The organism is Pseudomonas peradeniyensis, from assembly GCF_014268935.2.
In the GTDB taxonomy this organism is placed as follows: Bacteria; Pseudomonadota; Gammaproteobacteria; order Pseudomonadales; family Pseudomonadaceae; genus Aquipseudomonas; species Aquipseudomonas peradeniyensis.
In genome coordinates this window covers 1,411,130-1,426,716 of sequence record NZ_JABWRJ020000001.1, presented here as the reverse complement: position 1 = coordinate 1,426,716, position 15,587 = coordinate 1,411,130, and the positions used below count along the sequence as shown (strand labels likewise).

Here is a 15,587-nt window from a genome sequence, read left to right as displayed (position 1 = left end):
ACTACTCACCCTGTGGGAGCGGCCTTGCGACCCTTTCGCGACGCAAGGCCGCTCCTACAAAGACAGCGTGCGGCGTGACAACGGGTCAGAGCGTCATCGCCGCCAACCAGCCAAACGCCAGCAGCGGCAGGTTGTAGTGGATGAACGTCGGCACCACGGTATCCCAGATGTGATGGTGCTGCCCGTCCACGTTCAGCCCCGAGGTCGGCCCCAGGGTCGAGTCCGACGCCGGCGAACCGGCATCGCCCAAGGCGCCCGCGGTACCGACGATGCACACGGTGGCCAGCGGGTCGAAGCCCAGCTGCACGCACAACGGCACGAAGATCGCCGCCAGAATCGGCACGGTGGAGAACGACGAGCCGATGCCCATGGTCACCAGCAGCCCCACCAGCAGCATCAGCAGCGCGCCAATGCCCTTGCTGTGGTCGATCCACTGGGCCGAGGCTTCCACCAGGCTCTTCACCTCGCCGGTGGCCTTCATCACTTCGGCAAAGCCGGAGGCGGCGATCATGATGAAGCCGATCATCGCCATCATCTTCATGCCTTCGGTGAACAGGCTGTCGGTGTCCTTCCAGCGCACGATGCCCGACAGCGAGAAGATCAGGAAGCCGACCATCGCACCGATGATCATCGAATCCAGCCACAGCTGGATGATGAACGCGGCGCCGATCGCCACCCCGGCCACCAGCAGGGTCACCGGGTTGTACTGCACGCTGACCTGCTCGACCTGCTCGATGCGTTCCAGGTCGTAGTCACGCTTCTTGCGGTAGCTGAAGAACACCGCCAGCAGCAGGCCGGCGAGCATACCCGCCGCCGGGATGGCCATGGCGTGGGTCACGTTGACACCACTGACGTCCACCCCGGCGCGACTGACGTTGGCCAGCAGGATCTCGTTGAGGAAGATGTTGCCGAAACCTACCGGCAGGAACATGTACGGGGTGATCAGGCCGAAGGTGATCACGCAGGCGATCAGCCGGCGGTCGATGCGCAGGCGGGTCAGCACGTACAGCAGCGGCGGCACCAGCAAGGGAATGAAGGCGATGTGGATCGGCAGGATGTTCTGCGACGACACCGCCACCACCAGCATCAGGCCGACCAGCAGCCACTTGACCTTGCCACCGTCGGCATGGCCCTGGCGATCGATCATCGCCAGCGCCCGGTCGGCCAGGGCATGGGCCAGCCCGGACTTGGCGATGGCCACCGCGAAGGCGCCGAGCAAGGCATAGGACAGGGCCACCGTGGCCCCGCCACCCAGGCCGCCATTGAAGGCCTTGAGCGTACCCTCGATACCCAAGCCACCGACCAGGCCTCCGGCCAGGGCGCCGATGATCAGGGCGATGACCACATGCACGCGGGACAGGCTCAGGATCAGCATGAGCCCGACCGCGGCAATCACTGCATTCATGGTGTGCGAACCTCGTTACGACAGACAAAAAGCGGGCATTCCGGCGACAGACTGCGCGCAGGCAGTGGCCGGACCAGGGGATGTTGTTATGAAGGGCGCACACTCTGAAGCACAGGCCGGCAGAAGTCAAAAGCGTCTGCGCCGCAACATCGCGTAGGGAATAGACGAAAGTCGCAGGGTTTAATTGAACGTTTGAATAAAGAAAAATCCGAGCAGGCCGACACAGTCGGCAGCATCAAACCTATTACAAGGGATTTTCCCCATGCCTTTGCTGCGACAACTCTCCATCCAATGGAAGATCACCCTGCTGGCGGGCCTGTGCCTGGCGGCCATCGTCACCCTGCTCGTCGGCCTTTCGCTGTACCGCATGGACCACAGTTCGGACCTGGTGAAAGCCAGCAGCATGCGCATGCTCTCCGACTCGGCCCAGTCGCGCATCGAGTCCCAGGGCGAGGTCCAGGCCCTGAATATCCGCCGCCAGTTCATGGACGCCTACCAGTACGGCGCCGGTTTCGCCCGCCAGGTGCTGTTCCTGCGCGAACAGGCCGAGAAACGCTTCCTCGATGCCTACGACCTGCGCCAGGACATGACCGCCCAGGTGCGCGCCGCGCTGCAGGCCAATCCCGACCTGCTCGGCCTGTCGCTGGTGTTCGAGCCGGGCGCGCTGGACGGCAAGGACAAGCTGTTCGCCGGCCAGAGCGAGCTGGGCAGCAACGAGACTGGGCGTTTTGCCCTGTACTGGTCGCAGCCACGGGTCGGCCAGCTGACCTCGATGGCCCTGCCCGAGCACGACATGGCCAACACCGAGATCGGCCCCAGCGGCCAGCCGGCCAACACCTGGTGGGTGTGCCCGCGCAGCACCGGCACGGTGTGCGTGGTCGAGCCGTACTTCTATGACATCGACGGCCAGCGCGTGCTGATGACCAGCATCGTGTTCCCGCTCAAGGCCGGTGACAAGGTCATCGCCACCCTGTCCATCGACATCAACCTCAACAGCCTCCAGGCCCTGAGCCAGACCGCCAGCCGCAGCCTCTACGAAGGCCAGACCACCGTGGGCATCCTCAGCCCCGTGGGCCTGCTGGCCGGCTACAGCGCCGACGCCGGCAAGCTGGCCCAGCGCTTCGACCAGGTCGACCGGACCCAGGGCGCGGAGCTGGTGCGCAAGCTCGCCGACGGCAAGCTGCAGATCCTCCACGACCAGCAGCGCCTGAAGGTGCTGGCCGCCTTCGAGCCGATCCCCGGCGGCAAGCCCTGGGGCGTGCTGCTGGATGTGCCGGAAAGCGCCCTGACCGGCCCGGCCGAGGCCCTCAAGGTTGAACTCGACGCCCTCAACACCAGCGGCACCCTGCTCGAGCTGGGCCTGGGCCTGGCCGCCGCCATCGCCGGCCTGCTGCTGGTGTGGCTGATGGCCCGCGGCGTGACCAAACCGATCCTCGGCGTGGCCGCCATGCTCAAGGACATCGCCAGCGGCGAAGGTGACCTGACCCGCCGCCTGCAGTACGACAAACAGGACGAGCTGGGCGAGCTGGCCGGCTGGTTCAACCGCTTCCTCGACAAGCTGCAGCCGACCATCGCCGAGGTGAAACGCTCGGTGCAGGCCGCCCGCGGCACCGCCGACCAGTCCGCGGCGATTGCCGCCGAGACCAGCGCCGGCATGGAGCAGCAGTACCGCCAGGTCGACCAGGTGGCCACCGCCTCCCACGAGATGAGCGCCACCGCCCAGGACGTCGCCCGCAGTGCGGCCCAGGCTGCCCAGGCCGCGCGCGAAGCCGACCAGGCGACCCGCGAAGGCCTGGCGGTGATCGACCGCACCACCACCAGCATCGACACCCTGGCCGCCGACATGAGCGGCGCCATGGCCCAGGTCGAGGGGCTGGCGCGCAACAGCGAGAAGATCGGCTCGGTGCTCGAGGTGATCCGCTCGATCGCCGAGCAGACCAACCTGCTGGCGCTCAACGCCGCCATTGAAGCCGCCCGCGCCGGTGAAGCCGGCCGTGGCTTCGCCGTGGTCGCCGACGAGGTGCGCAACCTGGCCCGTCGTACCCAGGAGTCGGTGGAGGAAACCCGCCAGGTGATCGAGGCCCTGCAGGCCGGCACCCAGGAAGTGGTCGGCGCCATGGACAGCAGCCACCGCCAGGCCCAGGGCGGCGTCGAGCAGGTCGGCCAGGCCGTCACCGCGCTGCAGCGCATCGGCCAGGCGGTGACCGTGATCACCGACATGAACCTGCAGATCGCCAGCGCCGCCGAGGAGCAAAGCGCGGTGGCCGAGGAAATCAACAGCAACGTCGCCACCATCCGTGACGTGACCGAGTCGCTGAGCGGCCAGGCCAACGAATCGGCGCGGGTCAGCCAGTCGCTCAACAGCCTGGCCAACCAGCAGCAGGGGCTGATGGATCAGTTCCGCGTTTGAGTCCTCCTCGTCGGGGCCGCTTTGCGGCCCCGGCAACCTCGTCGTCTACACTTCTGCCCGAACCCAAGGACCGGCAACCGACGAGGCCCCGATGAAGAAACTCCCCACCCTTCTGGCCAGCCTGCTCCTCGCCTTCGGCCTGGCCAGCACCGATTCTGCCGCTGCTGCGGACCAACCCGCCCCCATCCACTTCGGCGCCATCGGCTGGGAAAGCGGTGCCCTGACCACCGAAATCCTGCGCCTGATCGTCGAACACGGGTACGGCTACCCCACCGACACCCTCCCCGGCAGCACCGTCAGCATGGAAGTGGCCCTGGCGCGCAACGACCTGCAAGTAATCGCCGAGGAATGGGCCGGACGCAGCCCCGCCTGGGTCAAGGCCGAACAGGCCGGCCAGGTGTTCGCCCTGGGCGACACGGTGAAGAACGCCGAGGAAGGCTGGTGGGTGCCGGCCTACGTGATCAAGGGTGATCCCACGCGTAACCTGAAACCCCTGGCCCCGGACCTGCGCAGTGTCGACGACCTCAAGCGCTACCCCCAGGTGTTCAAGGACCCCGAGGTACCCGGCAAGGGCCGCTTCCTCAACAGCCCCAGCGGCTGGACCTCCGAGACCGTCAACAGCCAGAAGCTCAAGGCCTACGGCCTGGATGGGCTATACAACAACTTCCGCAGCGGCTCCGGCGCAGCCCTCGACGCCGAGATCGGCTCGGCGATCCGCCGTGGCCAGCCGGTGCTGTTCTACTACTGGAGCCCGACGCCGTTGATGGGCCGCTACGACCTGGTGCGCCTGGAGGAACCCCCGTTTGATGCCAGCGCCTGGGCCACCCTGACCGATGCCGCCAACCCCACCCCGAAAGGCAGCCGCTCATTGCCGGCCAAGCTCTCGATCGGCGTGTCGAAGGCATTCCGTGACGCCCACCCCGAGCTGGTCGCGGTGTTCGAAAAGGTCGACCTGCCCATCGCCACCCTGAACAAGGCCCTGGCACGCATGAGCGAGACCCGCCAGCCACCACGCGAGGCCGCCCTTGCCTTCCTGCGCGACAACCCCACTGTGTGGAAGGCCTGGCTACCCGCCGAAAACGCCGCCAAGGTCGAGGCCGGCCTGTGAGTGGTGGTTTCCCCGAAGCCCTGCAATTCTCCTTCGCCGCTTGGGTCAACCGCCTGGTCGACTGGCTGGTGCTGCATTATGGCGATCACCTGCGCAGCATCTCCGACCAGCTGCTGCAACTGCTGGTAGGCCTGGAAAACCTGCTCCGGCTGCTGCCCTGGTGGCTGCTGTTGCTGCTGGTCGGGCTTTTGGCCTGGCACGCCAGCCGCAGCCTGGCGCGGGCATTGGTGTTACCGCTGCTGCTGGCGCTGATCGGCATGCTCGGGCTGTGGGACAAGCTGCTGCAGACCCTCGCCCTGGTGCTGGTGAGCACCGGCCTGTGCGTACTGGTCGGCGTGCCGCTGGGCATCCTGCTGGCCACCCGGCCACTGGCCCGGCGCCTGGTGTTGCCGGTGCTCGACGTGATGCAGACGCTGCCGGCCTTCGTCTACCTGATCCCGGTACTGATGCTGTTCGGCCTGGGCAAGGTGCCAGCGGTGTTCGCCACCCTGATCTATGCCTTGCCGCCGCTGGTGCGCCTGACCGACCTGGGCCTGGCGCAGATCGACCCGTCGCTGCTGCAGGCCGCCCACGGACTGGGCGCCAGTCGCTGGCAGCGCCTGCGGCGCATCGCCCTGCCGCTGGCCCTGCCAAGCATCATGGCCGGGCTCAACCAGTCGGTGATGATGGCCCTGTCGATGGTGGTGGTGGCCTCGATGATCGGTGCCCGCGGGCTGGGCGAGGACGTGCTGGCCGGGATCCAGACCCTGAACGTCGGCCAGGGCGTCGAGGCGGGGCTGGCGATCGTCGCCCTGGCGATGGTCATCGACCGCATCAGCCAGGCCTATGGTCGCACCGGGCGCTGAGGCCCACATTCGCGTATCGTACCCGCGCCCTGCCAGCATTCGGAGCCTGCCACGCGTGTCCCTCAAAGCCCTGCGCACCCTGGTCACCATCGCCCGCCACGGCACCTTCGCCCGCGCCGCCGACCTGCTGAGCCTGACCCCGTCGGCGGTGAGCCTGCACATCAGGACCCTGGAGGACGAGCTGCAGGTCGCCCTGTTCGACCGCAGCCGCCGTCAGGTCGTGCTGACCGAGGCCGGCCAGCTGGCTGTGGCCCGTGCCGAAAGCATCCTGGCCGCCTACGACGAACTGGCCGACACCCTGGCCAGTGGCCCGAGCCTGCGCGGGCGCTTGCGCATCGGCGCGATCCACACCGTGCTCGCCCGGCGCCTGCCCAGGGCGCTGGTGTGGATCAAGGCCCACCATCCCGAGCTGCATGTCAGCGTGGTCTCGGGCATGTCGGCAGAGCTCGCACGGCGGGTCGAGGATGGCGAGCTGGACGCGGCGATCACCACCGAGCCGGTCAGCCCCTACCCGCAGAGCCTGCAGTACACGCCGCTGTTCGAAGACCGCTTCTGGGCCATCGCCAGCCCGGACCTGGCCGGCCAGAGCCTGCCGGCGCTGCTCGCCAGCCAGCCGTTCCTGCGCTTCGACAAGCGCGCCTGGGCCGGCCGGCAGATCGAGCAGGAACTGCGCCGCCAGCGCTTGCAGGTCAACGAGCAGATGGAACTGGACAGCCAGGAGGCCCTGGCGCGGATGGCGGCCATGGGCTTGGGTGTGGCGGTCATTCCCATGAGCGACGATGACCTTGAACGGCTGCCTGCCGCTACCGTGCTGCCCTTCGGTGAACCACAGCTGACCCGGCGCATGGTGCTGCTGGAGCACGAGAAGAGTCAGCGCCGGCATTTAAGCGCGGTGTTGAGGACCGCGCTGGAGGCCTGAGATCACTCAGCCCTGCGGGAGCGGACTCTTTAATCATGCAGTTTTTCTCAACGGTCACTAAAGAAAACACCGTTTTTTCTGCTCACTGCACTCCGCTAGTCTGTGGCCGTACCCGACCACGGACCCACGCCCATGCTCCATCTGCTGCTCACCACCCTCGTTCCGATCATCCTGCTTATCGCCCTGGGCACCTGGCTGCGGTTGCGTGGCTTTCTCGCCGAAACCTTCTGGCCTGGCGCCGAGCGCCTGAGCTACTACGTGCTGCTGCCGTCGCTGTTCCTCCACGGCCTGGCCACCGCCAACCTCGACGGCGTGCCGGTGCTGGGCATGGTTGGCGTGCTGATGCTCTCGACGCTGCTCGGCGCCCTGCTGCTGGTGCTCTACCAGGGCGCGGCCAGTCATGATGGCGCCGACTTCACCTCGGTGTTCCAGGGTGGCGTACGCTTCAACAACTATATTGGCGCGACTCTGGCCGCCGGTATCTACGGCACGGCCGGCATCGCCCTGGCGGCGGTGGCCAACGCCGCCATCGTACCTCTGGTCAACCTGCTCTGCGTGCTGGTCTTCGCCCGTTTCAGCGCTCGCCACAGTTCACCGGCCACCGTGCTCAGGGCGATCTTCGCCAATCCGCTGATCATCGGCTGCGCCGCAGGACTGCTGCTGCGGGTATCCGGCCTGGGCCTGCCGGCCGGCCTGGAGCCCACGGTCAAGGCCCTGGGCCAGGCAGCGTTGCCCTTGGGCCTGCTGTGCGTTGGCGCGGCGCTTGGTGGCGCGCGCCTGGGCCAGCAGGTCAAACCGCTGGTGGCCGCGTCGCTGTTCAAGTTCCTGGTCATGCCACTGACCACCTGGGGGCTGTGCCGCCTGCTCGGGCTGGGCGGCCAGGCAGCGGTGGTGGCAGTGCTGTTCCAGGCCCTGCCCACCGCCTCGTCATCCTATGTGATGGCCCGGCAGATGGGCGGCAACGCGCCGCTGATGGCCACCATCATCGCCCTGCAGACCGTCGTTGCCGCGGCGACCCTGCCACTGGTGCTGACCTTGACGCTGAGTTGAAGCGATACGGCTAGACTGTGGACAGCCAACCTCGCGGAAACTCGATCATGCGCCTACCGTGGATGCTGCTCGGCCTGTCCCTGAGCCTGCTTGCAGGCCCCCTCCCCGCCGCCGACAGCCAGAAGGCCGCGGTTGCCGAAGACAAGGCACAGGTGCTGGAAGAAAAAGTGCTCGAGGATGCGCCACCGCCGAAAAAGCAGGAAACCCTTACCCCCGGTGAAGTCCAGGCCGTCGACCCAGCGGGCCAGGCGCCGATGGACGACAGCATCACCTGCCTGGCGCGCACCATCTACTGGGAAGCCAAGGGTGCCGACGCCAAGGACATGAGCGCGGTGGCCAGCGTGGTGCTCAACCGCCTCGGCCACGAGGGCTTCCCCGACAGCATCTGCGGGGTGGTCAAGCAAGGGGTGGAGAGCAAGAGCTGCCAGTTTTCCTGGTGGTGCGACGGACGCCCCGACCAGGTGGAAGAAGAGGAACGCTACACGGTGGCCAAGGAAATCGCCCGCAAGGCCCTCAACCAGCAGTTGCAGGACCCTACCGGCGGCGCGCTGTACTTCCACGACCGCAATGTGAACCCGGACTGGGCCAAGGCCTATCGCAAGACCGCCGAGACCACGCACTTTCTGTTCTACAAGCCGAACCAGGCGCTGGCTCGCTAGTGTCCTGTCTCGGGAATACGTTCTCTTTTGGCGAGTGGCTTGGGTGTCCGGCCAAGGCGCCGCGACGAGTCATAGCAGGGCTATGGCGAGGAGTGGCAACGCCGGCCGGGCGCCCAAGACGCCGCCAAAAGTGAACAGCTTATTTCCGAGACAGGACACTAGGTTCGGCAACTGCGGTCAATCAAAATCGAAGGGAGGCTGACAGGTTCCGGCCGGCGTGCGCTCTGTCCCGGACGGGCATGATCCAGACCCGATATCGCCAATGAACCCTGCGGCAAGCTGCAGCCGCTGTTCGCCAGCGTCGTCGCGACTGAACGGCGAATGCCCTTTGGCAACGACTGCGCCCGCCATTTCATCGCCATGGGCAGCCTGGATCAAACCAGCAGATGCCAAAAACGCTGCCAATACGACCTTTTTCATACGGTGTCCTTTCAGTGAGTCTTGGTTTCATTTACCGCCGGCGAATTCTTTCCCCTGCAGCCCGACAGACTTTATCTGTCAGCCGAGCCACTGGGCTTTAGGAAAAGCCCACTCCGCCGCCTGAAACACACTTCAGAACCGTAGGAAATCAGCCGAGTAGATGACTCATACTTCGTTACCCCTACAACCTCTTTCCCCCAGCATCCCTCGTTCGACGATGAAGTCGATCACCGCCTGCAACCCCTCGCCCTTCTTCAGGTTGCTGAACGTCCATGGCCGCTCCGGGCGCATGCGTCGGGTATCTCGCTCCATCACCTCCAGCGAAGCGCCGACATAGGGCGCCAGGTCGGTCTTGTTGATCACCAGGAAGTCCGACTTGGTGATCCCCGGCCCGCCCTTGCGCGGGATCTTCTCGCCCTCGGCGACGTCGATAACGTAGATGGTCAGGTCGGCCAGCTCCGGGCTGAAGGTGGCGCTGAGGTTGTCGCCGCCACTCTCGACGAAGATCACTTCGAGGTTGCCGAACCGGCGCGCCAGTGCTTCGACGGCGGCCAGGTTCATCGAGGCGTCCTCGCGGATGGCGGTGTGCGGGCAGCCGCCGGTCTCGACGCCAACGATGCGCTCGGGCGCCAGGGCCCCGGCCTCGGTGAGGATGCGCTGGTCTTCCTTGGTGTAGATGTCGTTGGTCACCACGGCGATCTGATAGTGGTCGCGCATGGCCTTGCACAGACACTCGAGCAGCGCGGTCTTGCCGGACCCGACCGGGCCGCCGACTCCGACGCGCAGGGGTTGCTGGTAGTTTTCCATCTAGGCAGTCCTCAGGAACGGAACAAACGGGTGTATTGGGTTTCGTGACGCGATGAGGCAATGGCCAGCAGCGGCAGGCCGCCGCCGAGCTGGTCGTCGTCGAGCGCCAGGGCATGATCGAGCACGGCGGGCAGCGCCTCGCCCAGGTCGCGCAGCAAGGTCTGTGCGGCTTGCTGGCCGAACGGCACCAGCTTCACCCCCGCCATCACCGCGCCTTCCAGCCAGGCAAAGCCATGGCCCAGGGCGAGCTGGCGCAGCGGGATCGACCAGTGCGCGCCGAGCCAGGCCATGCCGCCCAGCTGGCTGAGTTCGAGGCTGGCGCGCCAGGCCGGAGCCTGCGCCAGCTGCCAGCCATCGAGCAGACGCGCCAGGGCGCTGCCGCGCTGGCGCTCCTCGAGGCGCAACTCGGCGGTCTCGCGGTTGGCCAGCAGGAACATGCTCCAGTGGGCGAAGGCCTCGGCATCGTCCTCCTGGCAAGCCCGGTAGAGGCGCGCCAGCAGCGGCCAGTCGAGATGGCCGAGGGTGTCGTGCATCTGCTCGCGCTGCCAGGCGGCGAAGCCCTTGGCGTCCGTCACCCAGCCGGCTTCCACGGCCCACTCCAGGCCTTGCGAGTAGGTGAAGCCGCCCACGGGCAGGCCGGGGCTGGCCAGCTGCAGCAGGCGCAGCAGCGCCAGGTCGCTGTTCATCAGCCGGCCAGCACCAGCGCGGCTCCGGCCAGCAGGCCGCCGCCAAAGGCTTTCTGCAGGCCGGCATGGCGGCGCAGCAGGCAACCGACACCGAAGCCTACCGCCAGCAGCAGGCCGCTGACCGTGACGAAGCCGGCGCTGAACTGCCAGAACGCGCTGGGCGTGGCTTCCACGCCATGGGCCCAGCCGTGGAACAAGGCGAACACCGGCATGATCAGCGACAGCAGCCACTGGCGGCTCGGTAGCAGCATGGCGGCGGCGGCCACCAGCAGCGAGCCGAGGATCATCTGCTCCATGCCGACCACGTCGCCGAACAGGTGTCCGCACACCGCGCCGCCGAACATCGCCGCCAGGGTCGCCAGCGGCAGGGTCAGGTTGCGTCGGGTCAGGGCGGCGAGCACGCCGGTGCCGAGCAGCATCAGCAGGTGATCGAGGCCGGTCAGCGGATGCAGCAGGCCGTCTTGCAGCGGGTTGGCATCGTGGCCGGGGTGGGCGAAGGCCGGCAGGGCCACCATCAGCAGTACCAGGGCGAAAGTCTTTTTCATTGTGGGCTCCAGGGTGAGGTCAGGAATGGGCTGGCAGGCGTACGAACGGATGGTCGTGGCCATGGGAATGGCCGTGGGGTGCGCTCTGGTAGGCACCGGCCTCGGGCTCGAACGGCGCCTGTTCGGCGACCACCTCCAGCTCCAGGCCGCGCAGCATGTCGTCGAGCACATGGTCGTGCTGGTAGCGCAGCAGGCCCGGCTCGATCTGCAGCGGCACATGGCGGTTGCCCAGGTGGTAGGCGGCGCGGGCCAGCAGGTGCGGGTCGGCGCAACGCACCGTGGACACCGCCTCCGGCGCGGCCAGTACCTGGATCACCTGGGTGCCTTCGGCGTCGCCCAGCAATTCGCCGCCACGCAGCAGATGGCCGCGCTCGAGCAGCAACCCGGCCTCGCGGCCATCGTCGAGGGTGACCCGCAGGCGGCTCTTGATGCGGCTGTCGACATCGAGTGTGACCGTGCCGGTGATGGCCTCGGCCTGGGTGATGCGACGGGTGAGGACAATCATGTTCGCTCCTTCAGAACAGGAAATAGCGCTGCGCCAGCGGCAGCTCGTGGGCCGGCTCGCACACCAGCAGCTCGCCATCGGCGCGCACCTGGTAGGTCTGGGCATCGACCTCGATCAGCGGTTGCAGGGTGTTGTGGACCATGTCGGCCTTGCGCACCCGCCGGCAGCCATGGGCCACGCCGATCAGGCTCTGCAGCTTCAGCTCGTGGGGCAGGCCACGGTCCACGGCGGCCTGGGGCAGGAAGGTCATGCGCGTGGCATGCCGCGCCGCGCCCAGGGCGCCGAACATTGGCCGGTAGTGCACCGGTTGCGGGGTCGGGATCGAGCCGTTGATATCGCCCATCGGCGCCGTGGCGATCATCCCGCCCTTGAGCACCAGGGCCGGCTTGACCGCAAAGAACGCCGGCGCCCACAGCACCAGGTCGGCCAGCTTGCCCACCTCCACCGAACCGACTTCGTGGGCGATGCCATGGGTCAGCGCCGGGTTGATGGTGTACTTGGCGATGTAGCGCTTGACCCGGAAGTTGTCGCTGTAGGCGCCGTCCGGCGCCAGCGGGCCACGGCGCAGCTTCATCTGGTGCGCCACCTGCCAGGTGCGCAGCACCACCTCGCCGACCCGGCCCATGGCCTGGGAATCGGACGAGGTCATGGCGAAGGCACCCATGTCGTGGAGGATATCCTCGGCGGCGATGGTCTCGCAGCGGATGCGCGACTCGGCGAAGGCCACGTCCTCGGCAATGCTCGGGTCCAGGTGGTGGCAGACCATGAGCATGTCCAGGTGCTCGTCCACCGTGTTCACGGTGTAGGGCAGCGTCGGGTTGGTCGAGGACGGCAGCACGTTGGCCTGCCCCGCCGCGCGGATGATGTCCGGCGCGTGGCCGCCGCCCGCCCCTTCGGTGTGGAAGGTATGGATGGTGCGCTCGCCGATGGCGGCCAGGGTGTCTTCGATGCAGCCCGACTCGTTGAGGGTGTCGGTGTGGATCGCCACCTGGATGTCCATCTCCTCGGCCACCCCCAGGCAGCAGTCGATGGCGGCGGGCGTCGAGCCCCAGTCTTCGTGCAGCTTTAGGCCCACGGCGCCGGCGGCGATCTGCTCGCGCAGGGCCTCGGGCCGCGAGGCGTTGCCCTTGCCCAGCAGGCCGATGTTGATCGGCAGGCAGTCGGCGGCCTGAAGCATGCGCGCCAGGTACCAGGGGCCGGGGGTGCAAGTAGTGGCGTTGGTGCCGGTGGCGGGGCCGGTGCCACCGCCGATGAAGGTGGTCACGCCGCTGGTCAGCGCCTCCTCCACCTGCTGCGGGCAGATGAAGTGGATATGCGAGTCGATGCCGCCGGCGGTGACGATCTTGCCTTCGGCGGCGATCACCTCGGTGCCCGGCCCCACCGGCACCGTGACGCCGGGCTGCACATCGGGGTTGCCGGCTTTGCCGATGGCGGCAATACGCCCGTGCTTGACGCCGATATCGGCCTTGACGATGCCCCAGTGGTCGATGATCAGCGCGTTGGTCAGCACCAGGTCCATGGCCTCGGCCGCGAGCATCTGCCCCTGGCCCATGCCATCACGGATCACCTTGCCACCACCGAACTTGACCTCCTCGCCGTAGATCGTGAAGTCCTTCTCCACCTCCACCCACAGCGCGGTGTCGGCCAGGCGCACACGGTCGCCGACGGTGGGCCCGAACATGTCGGCGTAGGCCTGGCGGGAAATGCGGCTCATGCCCTGCCCTCCAGCGCGCTCATCACCTTGCCCTGGAAGCCGTACACCTCGCGCTTGCCGGCATAGGCCACCAGTTGCACGGTGCGCGCCTGCCCCGGCTCGAAGCGCACCGCGGTGCCGGCCGGAATGTCCAGGCGAAAGCCACGGGTCGGCTCGCGCTCGAACACCAGGGCGTCGTTGACTTCGTGGAAGTGGTAGTGCGAGCCCACCTGCACCGGGCGGTCGCCATGGTTGGCCACGCTGACGCTGAGGGTCTGGCGGCCGACGTTGAGCTCGATGTCGCCAGCGGCGACCTGGACTTCTCCGGGGATCATGCCGGCCTCCTCAAACGATGGGTTCATGCACGGTCACCAGCTTGGTGCCGTCGGGGAAGGTCGCCTCGACCTGGACGTCGTGCAGCATCTCCGGCACGCCGGCCATGACCTGCTCGCGCACCAGCACCTCGCGGCCCAGGCTCATCAGCTCGGCCACCGTGCGGCCATCGCGGGCGCCTTCGAGCACCGCGGCGCTGATCAGCGCCACCGCTTCCGGGTAGTTGAGCTTCAGGCCACGGGCCAGGCGCCGTTCGGCCAGCAAGGCGGCGGTGAACAGCAGCAGTTTGTCTTTCTCTCGCGGGGTCAGCTCCATGGCGGCTCTCTTCAGGTGGCCCAGATGCGCGGCGGGCACGGCGCCAGGCCGAGCACGGCCGGGCGCAGCAGGTGCCAGAGGCGCTGCAGGTTGCGTTGCAGGTGTTGGTTGTCATGGTCGAGCAGGCGGATCACCAGCAGCGGGCCGAGCAAGGTCGCGCCGGCGGGCGTGGCCAGTTCGTCGAGGGCCTGGCGCACCTGGTCGAGCAGCGCCTGGTCGGCCGGCGCGGCGCAGAACGTGGCGATCAGTGGATGCCCGGCCAGTTTGTCCAGGTGCCCGCCTTCGATGCGCAGGCGCTCGTGCAGGCCGGGCTCACCGGGCAGTTCGATGCGCAATCGGCTATCCAGGGCGCCCTGCTCGAAGCGTTCGCTCATCACCGGCCGGCCCAGGCACAGCGTCTCCCAGGCCAGCAGGCGGGCACCGGGCTCGAGGGTGAAACGGCTGTCCAGGCAGGCCCGGGCACCGTTGAAAAAAATGCTGTCCTGGGGCAACCACTCCAGGGTGCTGCCGGCGGCGAGGTGAAAGCGCTGGGCCAGGCGCGCGGTGGGGCCGATGCTGCGGTAGAACTTGCTGGCGCCGGGCATGGTCAGCAAGGCGTGGCTGCCGCTCTCCAGGTGGATGTCCAGCTCCAGGCGGTCACCGGCAACGATCCCGCCGGGCGGGTGCAGCACATAGACATGGCACGGCGCGCCCTCCGGGTAGAACGGCCGCTGCACCAAAAGAGGTCCGACATGACGACGCGCACCAAGGCGGGTCACGCCCTCGCGCTGGACGAAGCGCAACTGCAGATGGGCGCTCCAGCCCGGGTCTGCCTGCGGTGGGTCGATCTGTTGCGCCAACGACATCCTGGAACCCCTGAAATCCGTGGCCTGGTGGCCGGATTGAGGGTCAAGCGCGGGGTGCTTGCGGGCATTCCGGGCTGACCACTCGATCAATATTCGCTGAGGGGATATAGCAGGGAGCGGGCCAACTGCGCAGATGAACGATGATGAAACTTTCGGACCGCCAGTCATGCCGCAAGGCTACGGCCCAGAGCGGCTGCGCCCGGGCGCGCAATTCGGGTGCCAGCCTCGATGGCGAAGTGCGCTAAAGTGACCACCCTGCCCTTTTTCGAGCCAAGGACGCCCCCATGCAATTCGCCCCCGCCATTCCGATCCTGCGGATCTTCTCGGTCGACAAGGCCCGGGAGTTCTACCTCGACTTCCTCGGTTTCCAGCTCGACTGGGAACACCGCTTCGCCCCGGACCTGCCGCTGTACATGCAGGTCCACCGCGACGGCCTGATCCTGCACCTGTCCGAGCACCACGGCGACGCCACGCCGGGCGCGGCGGTGTTCGCCCGGGTCGAGGACCTCAAGGCCCTGGAGCGCGAACTGCTAGCCAAGCGCTACGGCTATGCGCGCCCACAGGCCGAGGCAGTCGACTGGGGCCTGGAGATGCAGGTGGCCGACCCGTTCGGCAACCGCCTGCGCTTCTGCCAGCAGATCGACAACGTCTGATGGCCGGCGGCAAGCGTGCCCTGGCGCGCCTGGAGCGGGAGATGGTCGCCTGCCTGACCGAGGCCTGCGCCACCGCCCAGGGCGAGATCGTCGGTTTCGCCTGGCTCACCCACCAGGTGGACCTCGACGACTTCCCCGCCAGCCTGCGCATCACCTGGGTGTTCACCGACGACACCGACAAGGCCCGGGCCCTGGCCGGCGCGGACAAGGCGCGGATGATCGCGTTGACCGCCCAAGCGCTGAGCGACGCGGGGATCGAGCTGGACCATGTGGCCTGGCATGTGCGCTTCGACAGCGAAGAAGCCTGCTGGCGCGATCATGGCGGCGACTGGAACCGGCGCTTGCGCTGAGCCCTTCAAGCCCTGCGCTCCTACAAGGGATTGCGCATG

At 67.5% G+C, this 15,587-nt stretch carries 18 protein-coding genes and 1 pseudogene; 9 read left to right on the top strand and 10 right to left on the bottom strand.

The window, feature by feature from the left end; translation table 11 throughout:
- Positions 1 to 85: 85 nt before the first annotated feature.
- Positions 86 to 1,405, bottom strand: coding sequence for a Na+/H+ antiporter family protein (locus tag HU751_RS06105; protein ID WP_186733234.1), 1,320 nt, complete (start codon positions 1,403 to 1,405; stop codon positions 86 to 88).
- Positions 1,406 to 1,667: 262 nt separating this feature from the next.
- Between HU751_RS06105 and HU751_RS27210 the strand changes: the two are divergent.
- From HU751_RS27210 to HU751_RS06075, 7 genes and pseudogenes are all read left to right on the top strand, one after another.
- Positions 1,668 to 2,957, top strand: a pseudogene (locus HU751_RS27210) (methyl-accepting chemotaxis protein); the annotation flags it as partial.
- Between the two features lie 102 nt (positions 2,958 to 3,059).
- Positions 3,060 to 3,815, top strand: a complete 756-nt coding sequence (locus tag HU751_RS27205; RefSeq protein WP_371041468.1) for a methyl-accepting chemotaxis protein — start codon at positions 3,060 to 3,062, stop codon at positions 3,813 to 3,815.
- Positions 3,816 to 3,906: 91 nt separating this feature from the next.
- Positions 3,907 to 4,923: an ABC transporter substrate-binding protein gene (locus HU751_RS06095; RefSeq protein WP_186733235.1), complete on the top strand. Its 1,017-nt coding sequence runs from the start codon at positions 3,907 to 3,909 to the stop codon at positions 4,921 to 4,923.
- Entirely contained in the window at positions 4,920 to 5,768 is an 849-nt protein-coding gene (locus HU751_RS06090) for an ABC transporter permease (RefSeq protein ID WP_186733236.1), read from the top strand. Before HU751_RS06095 ends, HU751_RS06090 begins: the two co-directional genes overlap by 4 nt.
- A 55-nt stretch (positions 5,769 to 5,823) precedes the next feature.
- On the top strand, positions 5,824 to 6,687 hold the full coding sequence (locus HU751_RS06085) for a LysR family transcriptional regulator (RefSeq protein ID WP_186733237.1): 864 nt from the start codon (positions 5,824 to 5,826) through the stop codon (positions 6,685 to 6,687).
- A 132-nt stretch (positions 6,688 to 6,819) separates the two neighbouring features.
- Positions 6,820 to 7,737: an AEC family transporter gene (locus tag HU751_RS06080; protein WP_186733238.1), complete on the top strand. Its 918-nt coding sequence runs from the start codon at positions 6,820 to 6,822 to the stop codon at positions 7,735 to 7,737.
- 47 nt (positions 7,738 to 7,784) lie between these two features.
- Complete coding sequence (locus HU751_RS06075; RefSeq protein ID WP_186733239.1) at positions 7,785 to 8,396, top strand: cell wall hydrolase; 612 nt, start codon at positions 7,785 to 7,787, stop codon at positions 8,394 to 8,396.
- 177 nt (positions 8,397 to 8,573) lie between these two features.
- Here the strand turns inward: HU751_RS06075 and HU751_RS06070 are convergent, their stop codons facing one another.
- The 9 genes from HU751_RS06070 to HU751_RS06030 all read right to left on the bottom strand — a co-directional run bounded on the left by HU751_RS06070 (position 8,574) and on the right by HU751_RS06030 (position 14,545).
- Positions 8,574 to 8,816 carry a hypothetical protein gene (locus tag HU751_RS06070; protein ID WP_186733240.1) on the bottom strand — a complete coding sequence of 81 codons (243 nt, stop codon included), beginning with the start codon at positions 8,814 to 8,816 and terminating at the stop codon, positions 8,574 to 8,576.
- 165 nt (positions 8,817 to 8,981) lie between these two features.
- A complete protein-coding gene (gene ureG / locus HU751_RS06065) occupies positions 8,982 to 9,623 on the bottom strand; it encodes an urease accessory protein UreG (RefSeq protein WP_186733241.1) in 642 nt (213 codons plus the stop codon).
- 11 nt (positions 9,624 to 9,634) lie between these two features.
- Positions 9,635 to 10,309 (bottom strand): urease accessory protein UreF, encoded by a 675-nt coding sequence (locus HU751_RS06060; RefSeq protein ID WP_186733242.1) that lies wholly within the window; start codon positions 10,307 to 10,309, stop codon positions 9,635 to 9,637.
- Entirely contained in the window at positions 10,309 to 10,854 is a 546-nt protein-coding gene (locus HU751_RS06055; RefSeq protein WP_186733243.1) for a HupE/UreJ family protein, read from the bottom strand. The genes HU751_RS06060 and HU751_RS06055 overlap by 1 nt, the downstream gene beginning before the upstream one ends.
- Positions 10,855 to 10,873: 19 nt before the next feature.
- Positions 10,874 to 11,359, bottom strand: coding sequence for an urease accessory protein UreE (ureE, locus tag HU751_RS06050; RefSeq protein WP_186733244.1), 486 nt, complete (start codon positions 11,357 to 11,359; stop codon positions 10,874 to 10,876).
- A 10-nt stretch (positions 11,360 to 11,369) separates the two neighbouring features.
- Positions 11,370 to 13,073 carry an urease subunit alpha gene (gene ureC, locus HU751_RS06045; protein WP_186733245.1) on the bottom strand — a complete coding sequence of 568 codons (1,704 nt, stop codon included), beginning with the start codon at positions 13,071 to 13,073 and terminating at the stop codon, positions 11,370 to 11,372.
- Positions 13,070 to 13,387 (bottom strand): urease subunit beta, encoded by a 318-nt coding sequence (locus HU751_RS06040; RefSeq protein ID WP_186733309.1) that lies wholly within the window; start codon positions 13,385 to 13,387, stop codon positions 13,070 to 13,072. Before HU751_RS06040 ends, ureC begins: the two co-directional genes overlap by 4 nt.
- A 10-nt stretch (positions 13,388 to 13,397) precedes the next feature.
- Positions 13,398 to 13,700, bottom strand: coding sequence for an urease subunit gamma (locus HU751_RS06035; protein ID WP_038706005.1), 303 nt, complete (start codon positions 13,698 to 13,700; stop codon positions 13,398 to 13,400).
- 11 nt (positions 13,701 to 13,711) lie between these two features.
- Positions 13,712 to 14,545, bottom strand: a complete 834-nt coding sequence (locus HU751_RS06030) for an urease accessory protein UreD (RefSeq protein ID WP_186733246.1) — start codon at positions 14,543 to 14,545, stop codon at positions 13,712 to 13,714.
- 284 nt (positions 14,546 to 14,829) lie between these two features.
- Between HU751_RS06030 and HU751_RS06025 the strand changes: the two genes are divergently transcribed.
- On the top strand, positions 14,830 to 15,198 hold the full coding sequence (locus HU751_RS06025; RefSeq protein ID WP_186733247.1) for a glyoxalase superfamily protein: 369 nt from the start codon (positions 14,830 to 14,832) through the stop codon (positions 15,196 to 15,198).
- Positions 15,195 to 15,548: a hypothetical protein gene (locus tag HU751_RS06020; protein WP_186733310.1), complete on the top strand. Its 354-nt coding sequence runs from the start codon at positions 15,195 to 15,197 to the stop codon at positions 15,546 to 15,548. The genes HU751_RS06025 and HU751_RS06020 overlap by 4 nt, the downstream gene beginning before the upstream one ends.
- Positions 15,549 to 15,587 lie beyond the last annotated feature (39 nt).